This window comes from Neobacillus sp. 114, assembly GCF_030127045.1.
GTDB classification, from domain to species: domain Bacteria; phylum Bacillota; class Bacilli; order Bacillales; family Cytobacillaceae; genus Neobacillus; species Neobacillus rhizophilus.
The window spans coordinates 1282610-1302500 of record NZ_CP126144.1; the positions used below are offsets into that span (position 1 = coordinate 1282610).

Consider the following 19891-nt stretch of genomic DNA (forward strand, 5'->3'; position numbering starts at 1 on the left):
GAAGCTTCACCTTATCAATCAGCCCCTTTTCTCTCATCATAAACGAGAGACTCTAGATTATTGCTTGGAGGTTTTTTACCATGATGCGTACTCGGGATTTATCCTATTGGCTTTTTTTGGCCCCGGTTCTTTTAGCCTTATCCATGGTTGTGATCATCCCGCTGGTATTTGGTATTTATTATTCCTTTACTAACTGGAATGGAATTGAAGTCGGTAGTTTTGTCGGCCTTAAAAATTATTTAGCCATTTTGGATGATAAGGAATTTTTAGATTCCATGTGGTTTACCGTGAAATTTTCCGTGGTTTCCATTATTCTGATTAACTTTTTTGGCTTATCTTTGGCCCTTATTGTGACTTCAAAAATTAAATCCAATAAGTTCTTAAGAACGATTTTCTTTATGCCAAACTTAATTGGCGGGTTGATTCTTGGTTTTATCTGGCAGTTTATTTTTATTAAAGTTTTCGCCGGAATTGGTTCAGTGTTTGGAATACAAAGTTTAGAAGGATGGCTTTCTACTACACAAACAGGATTCTGGGGACTTGTCATTTTGATGAGCTGGCAAATGTCCGGATACATTATGGTCATCTACATTGCCTATTTAGAAGGCGTCCCTGGTGAGTTGATTGAGGCAGCAGAAATTGATGGTGCAAGTCCGTTCCAGCGTCTTCGCTATATCATTTTCCCATTGGTTGCTCCAGCTTTTACGGTCAGCATGTTCCTTACTTTGTCCAATACATTTAAACTTTACGACCAGAACCTGTCGTTGACAGGCGGGGGGCCGTATAACTCCACGCAAATGGTGGCAATGGAAATTTTTAAGACGGCCTTTACTGAAAGTGAAATGGCATATGCACAGGCCAAAGCAGTTATTTTCTTTGTGATTGTGGCGGTCATTTCTTTGACGCAGGTATATATCAATAAGAAAAGGGAGGTTGAAATGTAATGAGGAAACATAAATGGCCCATTGAAATCCTAGGTATTATTTTAGGAATAATATGGCTGTCTCCCTTTTACTTAATGATTGTGAACTCCTTTAAAACAAAGCGTGAAATGTTTGAGGATACACTAAAGCTTCCGGCAGGCTTTAACTTCGATAACTATATCGAAGCCTTTACAGAGTTGAATTTTATTCAAACTTTCATGAATTCCGTGTTGATTACCGTGGTCAGCGTACTTGTTATCATTGTTTTTTCATCGATGGCAGCTTATGCTTTATCGCGGAATAAAAGCAAAATCAGTAGTTTTATATTCTTCCTGTTTGTTGCAGCAATGCTAATTCCGTTCCAATCGGTGATGATTCCGTTGGTTACGATATTTGGTAAATTAGAAATGTTGAACCGAGCCGGCATTATCTTTATGTACCTCGGATTTGGCGCAAGTTTATCGATCTTCTTATATCATGGTACATTAAATGGGATTCCAAAATCTTTGGATGAAGCGGCAACCATTGACGGGGCAAACCGATTCCAAATCTTTTGGCATATCATCTTCCCGATGTTAAAACCGATTACGGTCACCGTTGCGATTTTAAATACGATCTGGATTTGGAATGACTACCTATTGCCGTCCCTAGTTATTAACCAAGAAGGAATGGAGACGATTCCGCTCAAGATGTTCTTCTTCTTTGGAGAGTATACGAAGCAGTGGCATCTGGCCCTTGCTGGACTTACCATTGCGATTATTCCAGTCATCATCGCTTATTTCTTTGCCCAGCGTGAAATTATTAAAGGGATTTCCGAAGGTGCAGTTAAATAACAAATTTACTATATAATAGAAGCAAACTTTATTGGCTTAGGGGGAAGCACTGTGGTAACGATTAAGGATGTAGCAAAGGCAGCTAATGTGGCGCCCTCAACGGTTTCTCGGGTGATTGCCAACAATCCGAGAATCAGTGAGAAGACTAAGAGGCGTGTGAAAGAGGTCATGGAGGATTTAGGATACTATCCTAATTTGCAAGCAAGAAGTCTGGCCGCCAAAAGCACACAAACGATCGGTGTCATTATGCCGAACTCAGCTTATCATGCTTTCCGCAACCCGTTCTTCCCTGAAGTCTTACGAGGAATCAGTATGAATGCCCATGACAGCAGATACGGGATTTACCTTTCCACGGGTTCAACGGAGGAGGAGATTCACGAGGAAGTGCTGTCGATGGTAAATGGGAGACGTGTCGATGGGATTGTCATGTTATATTCACGGGTCAATGACCGCACCATGCAGTACCTTGCGGAAATAGACTTCCCATTTACCGTAGTAGGCCGGCCAAGCACATATGAAGAAAGAATTACGTATGTTGACAACGATAATATTTTTATTACCAACCAGGTGACAAAATATTTGATTGACCTTGGTCATAAAAATATTGCCTTCGTGGGCGGGAATTTGGACTTTGTTGTCGCCCATGACCGTTTAAACGGTTATCGGATGGCTTTAACAGAAGCGGGTCTTCCCGTAAATGAAGCTTATTTGGTTCATGAAAGCTTTGTTAATGATAATGGACGGGATGCCATCCAATCTTTGATCAATTTGGAAGTGCCGCCAACTGCATTTGTCACCCAGGACGATTTAATGGCGTATGAAATCATCAGCCACTTGGATGCTTTGAACATTAGAGTTCCAGAGGATATTTCGATTGTCAGCTTTAATAACCTTTCATTATCGGAGCATTCGAAGCCTCCATTAACATCAGTGGATATCGGTACCTTTCAACTAGGCCAGGTGGCAACGCAATGTTTAATTGAAAAAATTGAGCATCTTGACACCCTGCCAAAACGAATTACGATCCCGACGAAGCTGATTGAACGAAAATCATGCGCCCCAAAAAGGTAAGTACTAACAATGGACTAACAAATAGAAAGTCAGTGAGGAAGATATGAGTAAATTATGGTGGAAAGAAGCGGTGGCCTATCAAATATACCCACGTAGCTTTATGGACTCGAATGGAGACGGGATTGGCGATATCCAGGGGATCATCACGAAGCTTGATTACCTTAAGGATTTAGGAACCGACGTCATCTGGGTCTGCCCAATGTTCGAGTCGCCGAATGATGATAACGGGTACGATATCAGCAATTATCAGGAAATCATGAAAGAGTTTGGAACGATGGCGGATTTTGATTTTCTTTTACAAGAAACCCACCGCCGAGGGATGAAGCTAATCCTTGATTTAGTCATCAACCACACGAGCGATGAACACCCATGGTTTGTTGAATCCCGCTCCTCTAAGGACCATCCGAAGCGCGACTGGTATATTTGGCGCGACGGTAAGGGCGGAAAGGAACCTAATAACTGGGAAAGCATTTTTTCTGGGCCAGCATGGGAATATGATGAATCAACTGACCAATATTACATGCATCTTTTCTCAAAAAAACAGCCTGACCTTAATTGGGAAAACGAAGAAGTCCGCCAAGCCCTCTATCAAACAGTGAATTGGTGGCTTGATAAAGGGATTGACGGCTTCCGTGTTGATGCCATCAGCCATATCAAAAAGGAAACTGGCCTCCCAGACATGCCGAATCCAAAGGAGCTTCCCTTTGTTCCATGCTTTGAAAAAATGATGAATGTGACCGGGATACACGATTTTCTTCAGGAATTAAAGGAAGAGACGTTCTCCAAGTATGACATTATGACGGTTGGTGAAGCAAATGGTGTCACCGCCGATGATGAAGAGGACGTTGAGCTTTGGGTCGGGGAACAGAAGGGCAAATTCAACATGATTTTTCAATTCGAGCACCTTGCCCTTTGGGATGCCGAGGTAAAAAAAGAATTGGATATAGTAGAATTTAAGGATGTCCTATCGCGCTGGCAGAAAGGGCTGGAAGGGAACGGCTGGAATGCCCTTTTTATTGAAAATCACGACAAGGCCCGCGTAGTCTCCACCTGGGGAAATGATAAGGAATACTGGCGGGAAAGCGCCACTGCCTTTGCTGCGATTTATTTTTTGATGCAGGGGACGCCATTTATTTATCAAGGGCAGGAAATCGGCATGACCAACGTCCGCTTTGATTCCATTGAGGATTATGATGATGTGTCGGCAAAAAATATGTACCGCTTGAAACGAGCGGATGGTGTCCCACATGAGGAAATCATGGAGATGATCTGGGCGAGCGGCCGCGATAATTCCCGGACGCCGATGCAGTGGTCAAATGAAGGGAATGCTGGGTTTACCAGGGGAATCCCATGGTTAAAGGTCAACCCAAACTATCGCCAAATCAATGTCGAAGCACAGGAACAAGACCCAGATTCCGTCCTGAATTTCTACAAAAAACTGATTCGGTTGAAAAAGGCGAATGAAGTGTTTACGTACGGTACGTACGATTTACTATTGCCGGAAGATCCGCAGAGTTTTGCCTACACGAGAACACTTGACGGAGAAAAAGTGCTGGTGATTGCGAATCTTTCAGACCGAAAGGCTGAGGTAAAAGGTGTGAGCTTTGAAAATAGTTCTTTGCTGCTTCATAATTATGAAATTTCCAAGATGTCAGAGCAGATTTTAAGACCATACGAAACAAGAGTATACCGGCTGAAATAAAGAAAGACGATTCGGGGAAACCGAATCGTCTTTTTGCTAGAGTTGTTACACTGTTACTTTTGGTTTATCAGCTGCATTCTTTTTGCCAATCTTTCTAAGGAAAGGTACTACCCAATAATCTAAGCCAAATCTGCCGGCGTTGTAGCCTGCTGCCAGGATGATGAAGCCAAGGAAGATGTCAGTAGGGTTATGAGATACAGTTCCTGCTAAGAAGAAAGAGAAGTTCATTACGAGACCAAAGAACATGGCAGCTGTTGTTAAGCATCCGAGAAGTAAGCCAAGACCGATTAATGTTTCACCCCAAGGGACGATAAAGTTGAAAAGATCGACATTTGGCAGGGCCACACCTTTTAAGAATTCTACATACCAGCCGTAAACAACGGCGCCATCTGGACCTTTGACCGGATTTGCTGTTACTCCTTTTAGGAATCCTGCTGCATCAAAGCCGCCTGTTAATTTATGAAAACCTGCTGTGAACCAAGAATAACCAAGGTATAAACGGATAACCAGTAGGATGGCTGCGGAAATTTTATTCTCTCTTAAAAATTTGTTAAACATCTTACATTCCCCTTTCAAACATTTATTTGTTTCTCTTTCTAATTTCAATATATAGGATTTTTTTGTAAAAAACATGGATATAGTAATAAGTTCAAAGTTTGTTCGAAATGTTTTGACAGTTCTTTGAACGGTGCAAAATTCAAAGCGTATGCTCGCATTTTTTAATGTTGAAAACACTGCCATTCTTGCCGTGACAACAATTGTAAAGTTAGATGTTTTTTGTTATTTTAAAATTAATGATTTTCGAAACGAAAAAGGGGAAAGAACGTTGATGGGAATGAAATTGGCAAATTTTCGAATAAAGTGGATTATCATCATTTGTTTGCTTGTTTTTTCAGAGCTACTTGATTTATTTGTTTCTTTCAATTTTCCTTCTATTAAACTATTTCACTTTACAACAATTGCTGTGATTGTATGTGCCATCCCTTTTCTCCTGGTCACTTTTAAGGAAATGGGGAAAAAATCAGTAGAATATGAAAAAAATGAAGAAAAGTTAAAAAATATTTATGATTCCCTAGATGTAGCGATTTGGTCCCATGACCTCAAAACCAATCAGCTTTTCATTACCCAAGGGATTGAAAAATTGTATGGAGTATCGTTAGAAGACTTTTATCATGACCATGCTTTATGGAAAAAGGTCATTTTTTCGGATGATTTACCCATCATATCTGAACGTGAGCAGAAAATAGTACTTGGGGAAACAGTTACAAGTGAGTATCGAATTATCCGGCCCAACGGTGAGGTGCGCTGGATTTATGACAGAGGTTTCCCGACTTTGGATTCAAAAGGAAACTTTGTTTATTTTAGTAGTGTACTATTTGATATTACCGATCGGAAAGAAAGTGAGGACCGCTATCGCAGTTTAGTAGAAATGTCCCCTGACATCATAGCTGTAGTTAGTGAGGAGAAAATTGAATATATTAATGAGGCTGGATGGAGGCTGATGGGCGCAGCCCATCCGGAGGAACTAATTGGCAAGTCACCATTAAATTATGTTCCCAATAATATTATCCGGACAATTCGAAGGAGGGTTGGATCCTATGATAACCCTATTCAGGAAAGAGTAAGTTTCGAATTCCAGGTAAAACGGCTCGATGGTGAAAAAATAGATGTCGAAATGGCTTCAACTCCAATTCTTTTCGAAGGCAGATTTGCTGTGCAAATTGTCGGCAGGGATATTACGGAAAGGAAAAGGGCAGAGCAAACGATTAAAACAATGGCTTATTATGACGCCTTAACTGGCTTGCCAAATCGAAACAGCTTTAAGGCCCACTTAACAGAGGCAGTAACAAATCACCAACACCAAAAACCGGCTGTGTTATTTTTAGACTTGGATCGCTTTAAGATTATTAACGATACGAAAGGCCATTCTATTGGGGATATAATCCTGCAAATGGCAGCAGGCAGACTGCAAGGGGCAGTGCAACAGAATGGGATTGTTTCACGGCAGGGTGGAGATGAATTTATCATTTTACTAGAAAACACCAATAAGGAGCAAGTGACCTATATAGCCGAAAAAATCCTAAATGCATTTTCCAAGCCCTTCTACGTAAATAATCAGGAATTCTTTGTCTCAACAAGTATAGGAATTAGTCTTTATCCAGAAGATGGCGCGGATGAGGAAAGCTTAATAAAAAATGCCGATACTGCCATGTATAAGGCAAAAGAGCGCGGCAACAACTTTCAATTTTATTCATCCAGCTTAAATGGAATATCCGTCCGAAAGATGGAATTGGAAAATGGTCTGCGTAAAGCATTGGAATTCAATCAACTGATGCTCTATTATCAGCCGCAATGTTCCTTGACAACCGGGGAGATTGTGGGAATGGAGGCGTTAATCCGTTGGGATCACCCTGAACACGGCTTTGTCCCACCATCTGAATTTATTCCGCTTGCTGAGGAGACGGGGCTGATTGTACCAATTGGCAAGTGGGTTCTAAGGGAAGCCTGCAGACAAAGGAAGAATTGGAGCAAAGCGGGAATAGCGGATTTTCCAATCGCTGTTAATGTATCAGTCCGCCAATTCGAAGATGACCATTTTATCGAATATATTGCAGCGGTTTTGGAAGAAATGGATCTCGATGCAGGGCTTCTTGAATTGGAAATCACGGAAAGCATCATGCAGAACCTGCAAAGATCGTCTTACATCCTTCATCAATTGGAAGGGATGGGGGTGCTTTTAGCAATCGACGATTTCGGGACGGGCTATTCCTCGCTTAGTTATTTGAACCGATTACCGATTCAAAAAATTAAAATCGATAAGTCCTTTGTTCAGGAAGTTCCTTTCCTTGCAAGCCAAGAAATGCTGGTAAAAACAATTATTGATATGGGGTTAAACCTAAATTATATAGTCATCGCAGAAGGCATTGAAACCAAGCATCAATTGGAGTTTCTGCGGCAAAATGAATGTGCTGTCGGCCAAGGCTATTTATTCACTAAACCATTACCGGCAGACCAGATTGAAAGGTATCTTGAACGCAATAAAAGTGGTATCCGTTTTTAATGGGTACCACTTTTTATTTGGCTAATAAGAAAGTATAAACCTTCTGTCGAAAGCTTTATACTTTCTTAGCGCATAAGTGCAACTACGCCTCATGAACCGCACCCTTAGGGGCTCGCCAGTCGGCGAGTTTTCTTTAGAAAAATACCACCGGCCGCTGCTCGGAAGGAATTTATATGAAGATGGCGATTAGGGTAATTCATTGCCCCCATTTCATGTTAATAGATAAAGTGCAGCAGTCTGCAGGCTGAGCCTGAGTCGCTGGTGTAGTGAGGATGAAAGCCACACCTGATGGCGTAAACCTTGTGCTAACAGGAATGGTGAGTCCAATCGATTTAATGAGGATGTCAACCTCGGCATGCTTCCCTTGCTGAGCGGCGTTCATGATTTTACGGGCAAATCCGACATCACTAAGCCGATCTAGCAACATGCTGCCCTGCCTCATTAAAACACGGAAAGTCTTGATGGATTGTTCAAATATTTTCGTATCCACTGGCGGGTAGGCCCTTGGCGGAGGAAAGTGTATGGTGTAGGCAGGATAATACGTCATTGGCGGATTTACAGGATGATGAAAAGGGTTGTAATACATCATAACACTCCTTTTATAGCAAAACAGCATAGCAGTATACGGTATGTTTAAGGAGGTAATTTGGTTCCTAGCGGCAGAATCGTGATACATATCACCGAAATGATTGTCCGTTTTTGTTAAATTGTAAATAGATTTACTGAAAAGACTAAAACCGCTACTATCCACTTGAACATATTACTCATTCTTCTGACATGTACACTTGCATTTGGAGCCTATATTAAACATGAATCGTTTGGTATGGCTTGCGGGTGGCTTGGCTGCCGACAAACATTTTTTCCTTCAAGCACACCTGAGTTGCTGCAAACTCTCCACCGCGGTCTTGCTGGTATTTCCGCAGCTTACATCCTATTTTTGACATACTGGTCTTTTTCAAAAAACTGGGCAAGGAGTCTTCAGAAACGCTTATTATTGGGTACATTAACCGTCCTGCTTCAACTGGTCATTGGTGCGGCCGTTATTGAAAATTCGATTGCCATCCCATGGGCAGTCCTTCATCTTGCTATTGGAACCGCCCTGTTTGCGATTGTCAGCGAGGCAAGGATTTATTTAGGTGGAAGAGCAGTTGTGCCGGTTTCCGGCCTTAAAGAGATTAGGCCGCAGGGAGACAGGAAAAGTTTTGACTAATTCAATTCAGAAGGCGCTTGAAAAATGACTTTTCAAGCGCCCACGATTTTTTAGAAACTATAAATGCTTTGCTTTTCCGCCATACACCGTTTTCCTATTCCTCCGCGACTGATGAAGGAATTCCTCGAGCGCCCCAGAGCCAAATAACACCCCAAATAAAATAAGGAGGAACCCAAGGATTTGCGCCATGGATATATTTTCTCCGAGAAACGTCACCGCGCCGACTAAGGTAAAGACGGGCTCGAAGTTGATGAAGATGGCTGCTTCCGTTACGCCAACCATGCTTACCGCATAATTGTAAATCATATGACCAATCGCAGTGGCGATTACGGCGGAAGCGAGAAAAATCATCCAAATACCGAAGGACCCGTTAGATAATTCCCTTAACCCGCCTGGCTCCATAACTAAACTTAGAAAAAATAATACAATCGACCCGAAAAGCATCATGTATCCAGTCAATAAGCGGGGGTCCAATGTATCGGAAACTTTCTTTATTAACACAAAACTATATGCTTGTGTAAGAATCGATAAAAAGATGTACAGATCCCCAAGTGAAATGCTGCTTAGGGACAAACCGCCATGTCCTGCCAAAACAATAAAGGCAACCCCAGTAAAGCCTAAGATGATTCCCAAAACTTTTACTAACGTTACTCTGCTCTTTAAAAAAATAAATGCCAGAATGGCCGACAAGAGCGGTCCCAGCCCTAGAATAAGTCCACCGTTTGAAGCAGTTGTTTTGGCTAAACCAATCGACAAAAAGAAATGGTGACAGACCACGTTGAAAAATCCAGCCGCAGCGATATAACGGAGTTCCTTTCTAGTCGGTATCCGGATCTTCCTTAAAAACGCAAGGATAGTAAAGACAGATATTGCTGCGGTGAAAATCCGTAATGACGTTATCGTAACGATAGGAAAATGCGAGACAATCACTTTGATGCCGACAACATTAAAACCCCATGCTGCCATCACCATAACGAGTAGAACATACATCTGGAATTTTTGCGCTTTTGCCATATCCCCACTTCTTTCTTTTTCCATAAAATATAATGCCAACATTATACAACAATGGATGTCATTTTTGTTCAGCTTTTTTTCGGCTAACGAAAGATATTACCTCCCCAAGTAATAAAATTGTGTTATTCTTTTGGATGGGGGTGTTTGTAATGTCAGTGAAAAAAATTACAGCTAAAGAGCTGCATGAAAGATTGCAGGCACGAGAAAATGTTATGATTTTAGATGTCCGTGCAAACGAGAAATATAACAAGTTTCACATAGAAGATTCCCATGTAGAAAGCCGCAATATTCCAAAAACGGAAATATTTGAACTTGACGAAAACATGGACAAACAGCTTACCTTACCGAAAGACAGAGAGGTCATCGTTACCTGCACGACCGGGAATTCGGCAGCAAAATGCGCGAATATCCTTGACCGGAAAAATTACCAGGTCACGCTATTGGAAGGCGGCGTTACAGCCTGGAAGGACTTCTTAAAGTCACTTGAAGATTAAAAAAGGGAGAGACCCTTTATGCTGCAAAAATTGAATAAAAAACTAGAGAAAATTATGCCATTTATTACCCCGGTTAGTGTTATAACCGGGGTTATCTTAAGTGCTTATATAAAGGATTTTTCCTTTTTAATCCCGTGGATTTTCGCCTTTATGACCTTTGCCGGAAGCTTAAACTCTAATTTTAAATCGTTGAAAGACGCGATGCTTCACCCTTTTCCGATTTTTATAGCAATGCTGATTCTCCATCTTCTCATGCCGCTGTTTGCATGGGGAGTGGGGCATATCACTTTCCCAAATGATGCCTATACCATTACGGGTTTAATTTTAGGTATGGTAATTCCAACAGGCATTACGAGCTTTGTTTGGGTTTCTATTTATAAAGGAAATATCCCGCTTGTGTTATCGATCATTTTACTCGATACCTTGTTATCTCCGATTATTGTTCCGTATTCTCTCTCGGTTTTTATGGGACAAAAAATTGAAATGGATTATGTCGATATAATGAAAGGTTTATTCGGAATGGTCGTGATCCCATCCATTATCGGCATGCTGTTAAATCAGTGGACAAAAGGAAAAATAAATCAACAATTAGGGGTAAAGCTTGCCCCATTTTCAAAAATCAGTATGGGGTTTGTTGTGATGCTGAATGGAGCGGTTGTTGCTCCCTATCTAAGAAATATTGACCTTAAACTAGTCGGTATCATGGTTACAGTCTTTATTATTGCATTGTGCGGATATTTGCTTTCTTTTTTCCTTGGGAGGATTTTGATCGGCGACCGGGACACGGCCATCACCTTGACTTTTTCTGGAGGAATGAGAAATATCAGTGCCGGGGCTGTCATTAGTGTTACCTATTTCCCGCCGTCGGTAGCGGTGCCAGTTGTCGTCGGGATGCTTTTCCAACAAATATTAGCGTCTTTAAATGGACATTTTATCGCAAAATACTACCAAAAAGGCGAGGAAAAGCAGGATTCAGTTGCTGTGTAGAAAGAAGGAATTTCACCATGGAAAATCAAACGAACAAAGATAGCGGGCTGATTGTTGGCATACAAGGGATTCAGTGGGCTGTTTTTATGTTGACGAATGTTATTGCAGTACCGGTTGTTGTCGGAGCAGCCTTTCATATGGCCCCGGCAGAAATCGCGGACTTTATGCAACGCATGCTTTTTGTAACCGGAATTGCTACCCTAATTCAGATTTTTTTCGGCCACCGTCTTCCACTGGTGGAAGGGGCAGCAGGAATGTGGTGGGCCATTTTTATTTTGCTTGGGTCCATGAGTACCCCGGCCAATCAAGGAAATGTGCTTCAGCAATTAGAAATGGGATTAATCATCGCCGGAATATTGTTGGCCATCATCGGATTTTTGCCGATTATTGAAAAAATACGCCTCCTATTTACACCGATAGTTACTGGCGTTTACTTAATTTTACTGGTCAGTCAATTGAGCGGCTCGTTTTTAAAAAGCATGCTAGGCTTCACCGCCACCGGCCATTTAAATGGGAAAATTGCTCTTATTTGTTTTCTTGTTATTTTCATCATTTTATTCATATCATTAAAAGCCAATGGCATTTTAAAAAGTTTAGGGCCGCTAGCTGGGATAATTGTTGGCTGGGCCATGTTTCATTTTTTCGGTTTGATTGATACAAATCAATCCTACGAGCCCTCCAGATGGTTCAGCATTCCGAAGATTTTTGCTTGGGGAACTCCGAAGTTTGATATTGGGATTGCAGTTACCACGCTCCTTACTTCGATTGTCCTTATTTCCAATGTTATCTCCAGCGTTCTGGTAGTTGGAATAGCTTTAGAAAAAAGGATAAAGCCTAATCAGTATCAAAAGGGGATTTTTGGTAATGGGGTGGGTTTAATCTTCTCTGGCCTCTTTTCTGTTGTGGGCGTAATCCCGTTAGCTATTTCCGCTGGATTCATCATGACGACTGGCATAAAAAAATTGTTCCCGCTCATCATAGGGGCTGTTTTAATCACGGTATCTGGATTTTTTCCATATATAGGCGGATTTTTGGCAACCTTGCCATTAGAAGTTGCTTATGCTTCCCTCTTTACCATGTTTACACAGTTGCTTGGGTTTGGTATCCGCGATTTAATGGGGCAGGAGCCGACGGGACGGAACCTGATGGTGATAGGGATTTCCTTAATGACAGGAATCGGCATCATGTTTTTACCGCCAGAAGCCTTTGAAAATATCGCTCCTTGGCTGCGGAACATTGTGTCCAATGGACTGCTCGTAGGCCTTATTTTATGTTTCATATTAGAGCACGTTGTATTTCGAAAAAAGCAAATCGAGCAGACTGCGTAATCCCTTCTATTTATGGAAGGGATTTTTTATTTGCGTTTTTGGGGAAAGTAAAAAGGAAATTTATGTTGACATGAAACCAAAAGGTTTTATATAATCGAAAATGTGAAACCAAATGGTTGTATACTTTTTGAGAAAGCAGGCGAATTATAATGGTAAATACTCTAGAAGATATCAAGAAATCGATCGTCATCGAGGCACCAATTGAAAAGGTTTGGGAGCATGTTTCTACCGCTGAAGCGATTGGAGAATGGTTCATGCCAAACGACTTCAAACCGGAAGTGGGCAATGAATTTCACTTGCAATCTCCGTTCGGTCCATCTCCTTGTAAAGTAACCGAATTCGACCCTCCAAACCGTCTTTCCTTCAAATGGGATACAGAGGGATGGTTTGCATCCTTTATTTTGAAAGATTTAGGTGGGAAAACGGAGTTTACTTTAATTCATGGCGGCTGGAAGCCTGCGGATGAAATCATCGGTAAAGCCGGTCAAAAGTCTGGTGTCATTCGCGAACACATGTCTGGCGGCTGGAATGGCATTATCGAAAAATTAAAAAGGATTGTGGAGGGCTAAGTGTCAGCCTCAGCACAAAAGCATGATGTGTTTCAAGCAATAGCAGACCCCACAAGGAGAGAAGTGCTAAAGCTTCTCTCTGAAAGAGAATTGCCGATTTCGGAAATCACATCACATTTTTCAATCAGCAGGACGGCTATTGCCAAGCATTTGAAAATTCTCTCTGAAGTGGAATTGGTAAGCGGACGAAAGGAAGGACGGGAAAAAATATACCGGCTCCATCCCGAACCTCTATCTGAGCTAAAGCAGTTTTATGACCAATTCTGGAGCAATAGGCTTTCTGTTCTAAAGCATATCGTGGAAACGGGCGGAGAACACAGCGGCCTGAAATTGATTCCATCAGAGACAGAAAAAAAAGAACCTTAACCGGTTCTTTTTTTTTCGTAAATATTGTGGCTTTAAGATTGCTTCCCAATTTGATAAATTTCCCGTTATCCTTGGGTACCTATTGGTTACCAAACCAGCGGAATTTTGTCGGTTTCGGGCACCCATATCCTTTATTGGTTACCGAACCTGCGGAATTTTGTCGGTTTCGGGCACCCATATTCTTTATTGGTTACCGAACCGAGGTATTTCTTTTGGTTTCGGGCACCCATACCCTTTATTGGTTACCGAACCAGCGGAATTTTGTCGGTTTCGGGCACCCATATCCTTTATTGGTTACCGAACCTGCGGAATTTTGTCGGTTTCGGGCACCCATATTCTTTATTGGTTACCGAACCGAGGTATTTCTTTTGGTTTCGGGCACCCATACCCTTTATTGGTTACCGAACCAGCGGAATTTTGTCGGTTTCGGGCACCCATATCCTTTATTGGTTACCGAACCGGCGGAATTTTGTCGGTTTCGGGCACCCATATCCTTTATTGGTTACCGAACCGGCGGAATTTTGTCGGTTTCGGGCACCCATATCCTTTATTGGTTACCGAACCAGCGGAATTTTGTCGGTTTCGGGCACCCATACTCTTTATTGGTTACCCCACTAGCGGATTATTCTTGGCTATGGGCACCAATACAAAGCAATAAGATATTCATTGCTTCTTAAAGCTCGTTTTTTAAATGACAAAGCAACAATCTTATGAAAAGGGTCTTTTTTACACTTGAACAAAGCTAATTTTAACCTGCATCAATAGAAATATGCTGAAACTTGGAAACCTGAAACAAGCCTTTGTCGGTTAGCTTTAATTCAGGTATCACCGGCAGTGTTAAAAAGGAAAGAGTTAAAAATGGGTTGAACTGGCGATTTGCTCTTAACTGGTTTAGTGCACCATGGATATTGTTCAGATTGGCGTAAACCTCTTGATAGGAGCGGTCCGACATCAATCCCGCGATGGAAAGCTTCAATGCTGCAAGGACCTTGCCGTCTTTTATAACCACCATCCCGCCTTGCATCTCCTTAATTGTTTTGGCGGCCATCACCATATCATGATCGTTTGTGCCGGCGATAACAAGATTATGGGAATCATGGGCGATTGTAGTCGCTATGGCACCTGATTTAAGCCCTAGACCATTGACAATTCCCAAACCGATAAAACCAGTCTGGTGATGGCGTTCAATCACGGCCAGTTTTAGCTGGTCTTTATCCAAAGAGCATTGAAAGAAACCGGACTCATTTGTTTCCACCTGTTCAACGATATGGCGTGTCACCAGGCTATTTGGAATGATTTCGATAATGTTCGCCTTGTGGGATTGAACCGGAATTTGAAATTCATCCTCGGAAATTTCAAGGAAATGAACTGTTTGGGTTAAAGAGCTTGGTATATCCGGCTGGCTGCTTTCTGGAAAGTGTACAATGGCTCCTTTTTTGACAACAGCTGTCCCGTCCTTATAAACATCGGCAATTTTAAAACTTTCAAGATCTTCCATGATGATGAAATCTGCTTTATATCCGGGAGCGATAGCCCCCTTTTCCTCAAGTCCAAAACATTCTGCCGCGTTGATCGTTGCCATTTGAATAGCGGTTATTGGGGAGATACCCGATGCGACCGCCAGCCTAACATTGTGATCAATACTTCCTTCATGAAGCAGGTCGTCAAGATGTTTATCATCTGTCACGAATAAGCAGCGGCGGGCATTACGCTCATTTACGACGGGGATCAATTGACGTAAATCCTTGGCCACAGTCCCTTCGCGGATCATCACATACATCCCCCGATTGAGACGTTCTTTTGCTTCTGCTACGTTTGTACACTCGTGATCGGTTCGGATGCCGGCAGCCATGTACACATTTATATCATTTGCGGAAAGACCTGCAGCATGGCCATCAATTTTTTTCCCAAAGGCTTTGGAAGCAGCAATCTTTTCGAGCATATCCTTGTCACAGTTAACAACTGCAGGAAAATTCATGACTTCAGCCAATCCTAGAACTTTTGGCTGCTGAAAAAATGGTTTTAAATGTTCGGCTTTTAAAACAGCACCGGAATGTTCGAACTCAGTCGCAGGGACACAGGAAGGGAGCATAAAGTAAAAGTCAAACGGTAGGTTTTCGGAAGCATCAAGCATATATTGGATTCCTTCAGTACCTAGAACGTTGGCAATTTCATGTGGATCTGCGATTACAGTCGTTACACCATGCAGGAGAAGAACTTTGGCAAATTCGGAAGGTGTGACGATGGATGACTCGATATGAACATGACCATCGATGAAGGCTGGAGTTAAATAAGCCCCATTTGCATCAATCACCTGTTTCCCCTCATATGTGCCAATGCCGGCAAAGTAACCATCTGCAATCGCAATGTCCCCTTCAATAATTTCCCCATTAAAAACATCGATAATTTTTGCGCTTTTAATAACTGTATCCGCAGGTTCTTTGCCGGATGCAACCGAAATTCTTCTTGCCAATTGTCGTCTTTCCATGCGCACCATCCCCCCTAAACTCTATATCTGACATATATTCTTTCCATACTAGTATTCTGTAAGTGTACGTAATTATTACAGGGTTTGGATAAGTCCTTCCAAAAATAAAGCGGTTTGCTGAAAATTGAATATAAGCGATTAAAAGCTAGGTTATAACCCCCTAGCTTTTTTATGATACAATTTTCTTAAAAAAGGAGTCGGCCAACATGAATATCATTGACCTGCATTGTGATGCATTACTTAAGCTTTCGGAAGGTAAAGGTAAGCTGCGTTTTGCCGATGCCCCGGAATTAGAGACAAACAAAGCTCGCCTGCAGCAAGGCAAAATCAAAGCTCAGTGCTTTGCAATCTTTATCGAACCGGATATCCCATCCGATCGAAAATTCCAGGCAGCGCTGGAGCAAGTTGATTATTTTTACAAGGAAGTCTTGGGGGAAAATCCCGACATGTTTCATATAAAGAATTGGGCTGATTTTGACCAGCTCAAAATTGGCCAGATTGGTGCGATGCTGACGCTTGAAGGTGTCGACGCGATTGGCAACGACCTTATGAAGTTGCGTACATTGTTCCGATTAGGTGTCCGTTCTGTCGGCCTTACCTGGAATAACGCCAATTTGGCGGCTGACGGTGCCGGCGAGCCGCGCGGGGCGGGGCTTACACTATTTGGTAAGGAAATCGTGCAATTAAACAATGAGAATCAAGTCTTGACGGATGTTTCTCATTTGTGCGAAAAAGCATTCTGGGATGTCATGGAACTCGCAGATTACCCGATTGCGAGCCACTCCAATGCCAAATCCCTTTGTAACCACCCGCGCAATTTAACTGATGAGCAAGCTGCGGCAATGTTCCAAAAGGGCGGACTGATCCATGTCGTCTATAATCCGCCATTTATTAATGAATCTGGGGATGCACACATAAGTGACCTCATCAAGCATATTGACCATTTCTGCTCCCTTGGCGGGGTAAAGCAAATTGGCCTAGGGTCTGATTTTGATGGAATCTCCCAATTTATCATTGATTTAGAGAATGCTGCCAAATCGCAAAACCTGATCAATGAACTTTTAAAACATTACAGTGAAGAAGAGGTTAGGGGCTTTGCCTCACAAAACTTCCTTGACCTCCGGCCGGGTGCAGTACGATGAAAATTCGCGAAATGGGTATGGCCATTGGAAAGCTTACCACTGGCGAAAAAAACTGCCTAACAGATGTCCCAGGAGTAATGGTTGGGCACGTGACACTAGATTATCCTTTAAACGAAACAGGCACCGACTATGCCTGTACGGGAGTAACCGCCATTTTACCCCATAGCGGAAACATGTTTAAAGAAAAAGTGACGGCGGCAAGCTGTGTCCTGAATGGTTTTGGCAAAACAACCGGACTAGTACAGGTAAATGAATTAGGTGTTCTCGAATCGCCGATTATGTTAACAAACACCTTTGGGGTCTCGGCGGTGACTCAAGGCACGCTTGAATATATGCTAGAGGAAAATCCGGAAATCGGTGATACGACCGGAACCACCAATATTGTGGTTGGGGAATGCAATGACAGCTATTTAAACTCAATTCGTAAGTTTCCAGTTAAACCCAAGCATGCCATTGAAGCGATTAAAAAGGCATCGAATCAACAAGCTGACGAAGGGGCCGTTGGTGCCGGAAAAGGCATGGTCTGCTTTGGCTACAAAGGCGGAATTGGCTCATCATCCCGAGTAGCAACAGACTATACAGTGGGATGCATGGTACTCAGTAATTTTGGCAGAAAGGAAGATTTCCGCGGCTTCCAATATGAAACAGGAGGCGGACTTTCTGAAACTGCTGACGGTTCCATTATTATCGTTTTGGCGACAGATGCCCCGTTGAACGATCGGCAACTAAAACGGGTGGCGAAGCGTTGCGGGATTGGTCTTGGGCGGACTGGTAGTCATTTCAGTCACGGCAGTGGCGATATTGTGATTGCCTTTTCAACCGCTCATAAAATTCCTCATTTTTTAGATGAGACGGCTGAAATACGGACACAGCTTCGCGAAGACCATCCCATTATGAATCAGCTATTTGCCGCAGCAGCTGAAGCGGTGGAGGAAGCGATTCTTAATTCCTTGACCCAGGCCGTAACCACACAGGGAAGGGAAGGCCATGTTGTCGAAGCTATTTGCTTAAGGAAAGAAGGAAATTAAATGTATCTTTCAATAAAAGAAACAGCAGAGTTTTTATCCATCTCAGAAGCTGACGTTAAAAAGTTCATCCAGCAGAAAAAGATCCGCGCTCTTTTTGACGGCAGTGATTACCTAATCAACAAAGAACAATTCAACACCCATTTAAAACAAATGGAAAAATACAAACAGCTTGTAGAAGAAATCTTGAGTGAACCCATACCTGAAGACTTGGACGTAAAGGATGAGGATTAATGGCAAACATTTATTTAAAGCGAGTATATGAGCCTTACGATGAATCGGATGGGTGCCGGATTTTGGTGGATCGGCTCTGGCCGAGGGGGATTTCGAAGGATGCGGCAAGGCTCGATCATTGGTATAAAGAGATCGCGCCAAGCCCAGATCTTAGAAAGTGGTTTTGCCATAAACCGGAGCTGTTTGATGAGTTTCGAAGCCGTTATATTCAAGAACTCCGTACTAATGAGGAAAAACTTCAATTAACTAGTCAAATATTCGAGATGGCAGCTTCTCAAAACGTAACGCTTTTATACGGTGCGAAGGACACGGTCTATAACCATGCGGTGGTTTTGTATGAGGAGTTAATGGGAAGAGGGGACATCGGGTGAAAAAAATATTTTTCACAGCACTGCTGTTAGTGTTAGTCCTATCCGGATGTTCTTCAAATGATCAAGCGAATAAACCAGATAAGAAAGACGCGAAAGTGGAATTAACCATTTCTGCTGCCGCAAGTCTGCAAGATTCCTTGAATGATATTAAAGCAAGCTTTGAAAAAGCCCATCCCAATGTACAAATAAATTATAACTTTGGTGCTTCTGGAGCGCTGCAGCAGCAAATTTCCCAAGGAGCGCCTGTAGATTTGTTCTTTTCCGCTGCAGAGGATAAATTCAATTTATTGGTCCAAAAAGGCGACATTGAACAGAAAAGAAGCGTTAATCTTGTGGGAAATGACCTGGTGTTAGTTGTTCCGAAGGATAATAGGAAAAGTATTAATAATTTTAAAGATGTTTCGCGCGCGGAAACCATTTCGGTTGGTACCCCGGAATCGGTGCCTGCCGGAAAATATGCGCAGGAAACATTCGATGCATTGAATATTTGGAATTCCCTTCAAGGTAAAGTAGTCTACGCAAAAGACGTCCGCCAAGTCCTTACCTATGTTGAAACCGGAAATGTGGATGCGGGAGTAGTCTATAAAACCGATGCTTTAACCTCCAATAAGGTTAAAATAGCAGCAACGGCAGAGGACAACACACATACCCCCATCATCTATCCGGTAGGTGTTGTAAAAGAAACGGCACATCCAAAAGAAGCCGAGTTGTTTCTCGAATATCTTCAAAATCAAACATCAATGGACATTTTTAAAAAATACGGATTTAAAAAAATACATTAAGCATGAAAAAGAGCCTGGAAGACCAAGCTCAGATTGTCAAGAAGGTGTATTTTTCTCGGCAATTTTTAATTTTTGTTAGGATCCAAAATTTCGATTTTTATTATTAGATATGGCTATGCTGATAGGTCTGTTGATTTCCACTCCGGGCACTTGCTTTCCGCGGGGAGGTCCTAGAGCCTCCTCGGCGCTATGGCGCCTGCGGGGTCTCCAGTGACCTCTATATCCCGCAGGAGTCGAGTGCCCTCCGCTCCAATCAACAGGGAGGCAAATCCACTTAATTATAGCAACACA

General features: G+C 42.4%; 20 protein-coding genes. 16 read left to right on the forward strand and 4 right to left on the reverse strand.

What is annotated here, in order from left to right:
- Window positions 1-83 precede the first annotated feature (83 nt).
- From QNN06_RS06365 to QNN06_RS06380, 4 genes are read left to right on the forward strand one after another with little or no spacing between them, the layout of a single operon-like run.
- Entirely contained in the window at window positions 84-944 is an 861-nt protein-coding gene (locus QNN06_RS06365) for a carbohydrate ABC transporter permease (protein WP_213118881.1), read from the forward strand.
- The gene (locus tag QNN06_RS06370; RefSeq protein ID WP_217035325.1) at window positions 944-1756 is read left to right on the forward strand and encodes a carbohydrate ABC transporter permease; all 813 of its coding nucleotides are present in this window, start codon (window positions 944-946) and stop codon (window positions 1754-1756) included. The genes QNN06_RS06365 and QNN06_RS06370 overlap by 1 nt, the downstream gene beginning before the upstream one ends.
- Window positions 1757-1807: 51 nt before the next feature.
- Window positions 1808-2827: a LacI family DNA-binding transcriptional regulator gene (locus QNN06_RS06375; RefSeq protein ID WP_217035332.1), complete on the forward strand. Its 1020-nt coding sequence runs from the start codon at window positions 1808-1810 to the stop codon at window positions 2825-2827.
- Window positions 2828-2870: 43 nt separating this feature from the next.
- Complete coding sequence (locus QNN06_RS06380; protein WP_284037272.1) at window positions 2871-4529, forward strand: glycoside hydrolase family 13 protein; 1659 nt, start codon at window positions 2871-2873, stop codon at window positions 4527-4529.
- Window positions 4530-4574: 45 nt separating this feature from the next.
- On the opposite strand, the gene QNN06_RS06385 is transcribed toward QNN06_RS06380, so the two are convergent.
- Complete coding sequence (locus QNN06_RS06385) at window positions 4575-5087, reverse strand: DoxX family membrane protein (RefSeq protein WP_213118262.1); 513 nt, start codon at window positions 5085-5087, stop codon at window positions 4575-4577.
- A gap of 271 nt (window positions 5088-5358) precedes the next feature.
- On the opposite strand from QNN06_RS06385, the gene QNN06_RS06390 reads away from it, so the two are divergent.
- Window positions 5359-7590, forward strand: a complete 2232-nt coding sequence (locus tag QNN06_RS06390; protein WP_284037903.1) for a bifunctional diguanylate cyclase/phosphodiesterase — start codon at window positions 5359-5361, stop codon at window positions 7588-7590.
- Window positions 7591-7786: 196 nt separating this feature from the next.
- Here QNN06_RS06390 and QNN06_RS06395 read toward each other — a convergent pair whose 3' ends face one another.
- A complete protein-coding gene (locus QNN06_RS06395) occupies window positions 7787-8176 on the reverse strand; it encodes a YuzC family spore coat inner layer protein (protein WP_213118261.1) in 390 nt (129 codons plus the stop codon).
- A 120-nt stretch (window positions 8177-8296) separates the two neighbouring features.
- Here QNN06_RS06395 and QNN06_RS06400 point away from each other — a divergent pair, with 120 nt between their 5' ends.
- Window positions 8297-8800 (forward strand): COX15/CtaA family protein, encoded by a 504-nt coding sequence (locus QNN06_RS06400; protein WP_284037904.1) that lies wholly within the window; start codon window positions 8297-8299, stop codon window positions 8798-8800.
- Window positions 8801-8857: 57 nt separating this feature from the next.
- On the opposite strand, the gene QNN06_RS06405 is transcribed toward QNN06_RS06400, so the two are convergent.
- Window positions 8858-9814 carry a DMT family transporter gene (locus tag QNN06_RS06405; protein ID WP_284037273.1) on the reverse strand — a complete coding sequence of 319 codons (957 nt, stop codon included), beginning with the start codon at window positions 9812-9814 and terminating at the stop codon, window positions 8858-8860.
- 149 nt (window positions 9815-9963) lie between these two features.
- Here QNN06_RS06405 and QNN06_RS06410 point away from each other — a divergent pair, with 149 nt between their 5' ends.
- The 5 genes from QNN06_RS06410 (at window position 9964) to QNN06_RS06430 (ending at window position 13558) form a co-directional block, all read left to right on the forward strand.
- On the forward strand, window positions 9964-10308 hold the full coding sequence (locus tag QNN06_RS06410; protein ID WP_217035346.1) for a rhodanese-like domain-containing protein: 345 nt from the start codon (window positions 9964-9966) through the stop codon (window positions 10306-10308).
- An 18-nt stretch (window positions 10309-10326) separates the two neighbouring features.
- Entirely contained in the window at window positions 10327-11295 is a 969-nt protein-coding gene (locus QNN06_RS06415) for a bile acid:sodium symporter family protein (protein ID WP_217035353.1), read from the forward strand.
- A gap of 17 nt (window positions 11296-11312) precedes the next feature.
- A complete protein-coding gene (locus QNN06_RS06420) occupies window positions 11313-12623 on the forward strand; it encodes a purine/pyrimidine permease (RefSeq protein ID WP_213118255.1) in 1311 nt (436 codons plus the stop codon).
- Window positions 12624-12772: 149 nt separating this feature from the next.
- On the forward strand, window positions 12773-13192 hold the full coding sequence (locus tag QNN06_RS06425) for an SRPBCC family protein (protein WP_254124666.1): 420 nt from the start codon (window positions 12773-12775) through the stop codon (window positions 13190-13192).
- Window positions 13193-13558 carry an ArsR/SmtB family transcription factor gene (locus QNN06_RS06430; protein ID WP_217035364.1) on the forward strand — a complete coding sequence of 122 codons (366 nt, stop codon included), beginning with the start codon at window positions 13193-13195 and terminating at the stop codon, window positions 13556-13558. It abuts the gene before it with no gap.
- Between the two features lie 748 nt (window positions 13559-14306).
- On the opposite strand, the gene ade is transcribed toward QNN06_RS06430, so the two are convergent.
- Window positions 14307-16052: an adenine deaminase gene (gene ade / locus QNN06_RS06435; protein WP_481819259.1), complete on the reverse strand. Its 1746-nt coding sequence runs from the start codon at window positions 16050-16052 to the stop codon at window positions 14307-14309.
- A gap of 200 nt (window positions 16053-16252) precedes the next feature.
- Here ade and QNN06_RS06440 point away from each other — a divergent pair, with 200 nt between their 5' ends.
- From QNN06_RS06440 to modA, 5 genes are read left to right on the forward strand one after another with little or no spacing between them, the layout of a single operon-like run.
- Complete coding sequence (locus QNN06_RS06440) at window positions 16253-17188, forward strand: dipeptidase (RefSeq protein WP_284037275.1); 936 nt, start codon at window positions 16253-16255, stop codon at window positions 17186-17188.
- Window positions 17185-18216, forward strand: a complete 1032-nt coding sequence (locus QNN06_RS06445) for a DmpA family aminopeptidase (RefSeq protein WP_284037276.1) — start codon at window positions 17185-17187, stop codon at window positions 18214-18216. The genes QNN06_RS06440 and QNN06_RS06445 overlap by 4 nt, the downstream gene beginning before the upstream one ends.
- Window positions 18217-18447, forward strand: a complete 231-nt coding sequence (locus QNN06_RS06450) for an excisionase family DNA-binding protein (RefSeq protein ID WP_213118250.1) — start codon at window positions 18217-18219, stop codon at window positions 18445-18447.
- A complete protein-coding gene (locus tag QNN06_RS06455; protein ID WP_284037277.1) occupies window positions 18447-18818 on the forward strand; it encodes a DUF488 domain-containing protein in 372 nt (123 codons plus the stop codon). Before QNN06_RS06450 ends, QNN06_RS06455 begins: the two co-directional genes overlap by 1 nt.
- Entirely contained in the window at window positions 18815-19600 is a 786-nt protein-coding gene (modA, locus tag QNN06_RS06460; protein ID WP_284037278.1) for a molybdate ABC transporter substrate-binding protein, read from the forward strand. The genes QNN06_RS06455 and modA overlap by 4 nt, the downstream gene beginning before the upstream one ends.
- Window positions 19601-19891: the final 291 nt, after the last annotated feature.

Coding starts and splice junctions, on each gene's coding strand:
- QNN06_RS06385 (WP_213118262.1), bottom strand. CDS start 5,087: ATGTTTAACAAATTTTTAAGAGAGAATAAAATTTCCGCAGCCATCCTA.
- QNN06_RS06370 (WP_217035325.1), top strand. CDS start 944: ATGAGGAAACATAAATGGCCCATTGAAATCCTAGGTATTATTTTAGGA.
- QNN06_RS06420 (WP_213118255.1), top strand. CDS start 11,313: ATGGAAAATCAAACGAACAAAGATAGCGGGCTGATTGTTGGCATACAA.
- QNN06_RS06365 (WP_213118881.1), top strand. CDS start 84: ATGCGTACTCGGGATTTATCCTATTGGCTTTTTTTGGCCCCGGTTCTT.
- QNN06_RS06455 (WP_284037277.1), top strand. CDS start 18,447: ATGGCAAACATTTATTTAAAGCGAGTATATGAGCCTTACGATGAATCG.
- QNN06_RS06425 (WP_254124666.1), top strand. CDS start 12,773: ATGGTAAATACTCTAGAAGATATCAAGAAATCGATCGTCATCGAGGCA.
- QNN06_RS06395 (WP_213118261.1), bottom strand. CDS start 8,176: ATGTATTACAACCCTTTTCATCATCCTGTAAATCCGCCAATGACGTAT.
- QNN06_RS06380 (WP_284037272.1), top strand. CDS start 2,871: ATGAGTAAATTATGGTGGAAAGAAGCGGTGGCCTATCAAATATACCCA.
- QNN06_RS06405 (WP_284037273.1), bottom strand. CDS start 9,814: ATGGCAAAAGCGCAAAAATTCCAGATGTATGTTCTACTCGTTATGGTG.
- QNN06_RS06415 (WP_217035353.1), top strand. CDS start 10,327: ATGCTGCAAAAATTGAATAAAAAACTAGAGAAAATTATGCCATTTATT.
- QNN06_RS06440 (WP_284037275.1), top strand. CDS start 16,253: ATGAATATCATTGACCTGCATTGTGATGCATTACTTAAGCTTTCGGAA.
- QNN06_RS06445 (WP_284037276.1), top strand. CDS start 17,185: ATGAAAATTCGCGAAATGGGTATGGCCATTGGAAAGCTTACCACTGGC.
- QNN06_RS06390 (WP_284037903.1), top strand. CDS start 5,359: ATGGGAATGAAATTGGCAAATTTTCGAATAAAGTGGATTATCATCATT.
- QNN06_RS06410 (WP_217035346.1), top strand. CDS start 9,964: ATGTCAGTGAAAAAAATTACAGCTAAAGAGCTGCATGAAAGATTGCAG.
- QNN06_RS06450 (WP_213118250.1), top strand. CDS start 18,217: ATGTATCTTTCAATAAAAGAAACAGCAGAGTTTTTATCCATCTCAGAA.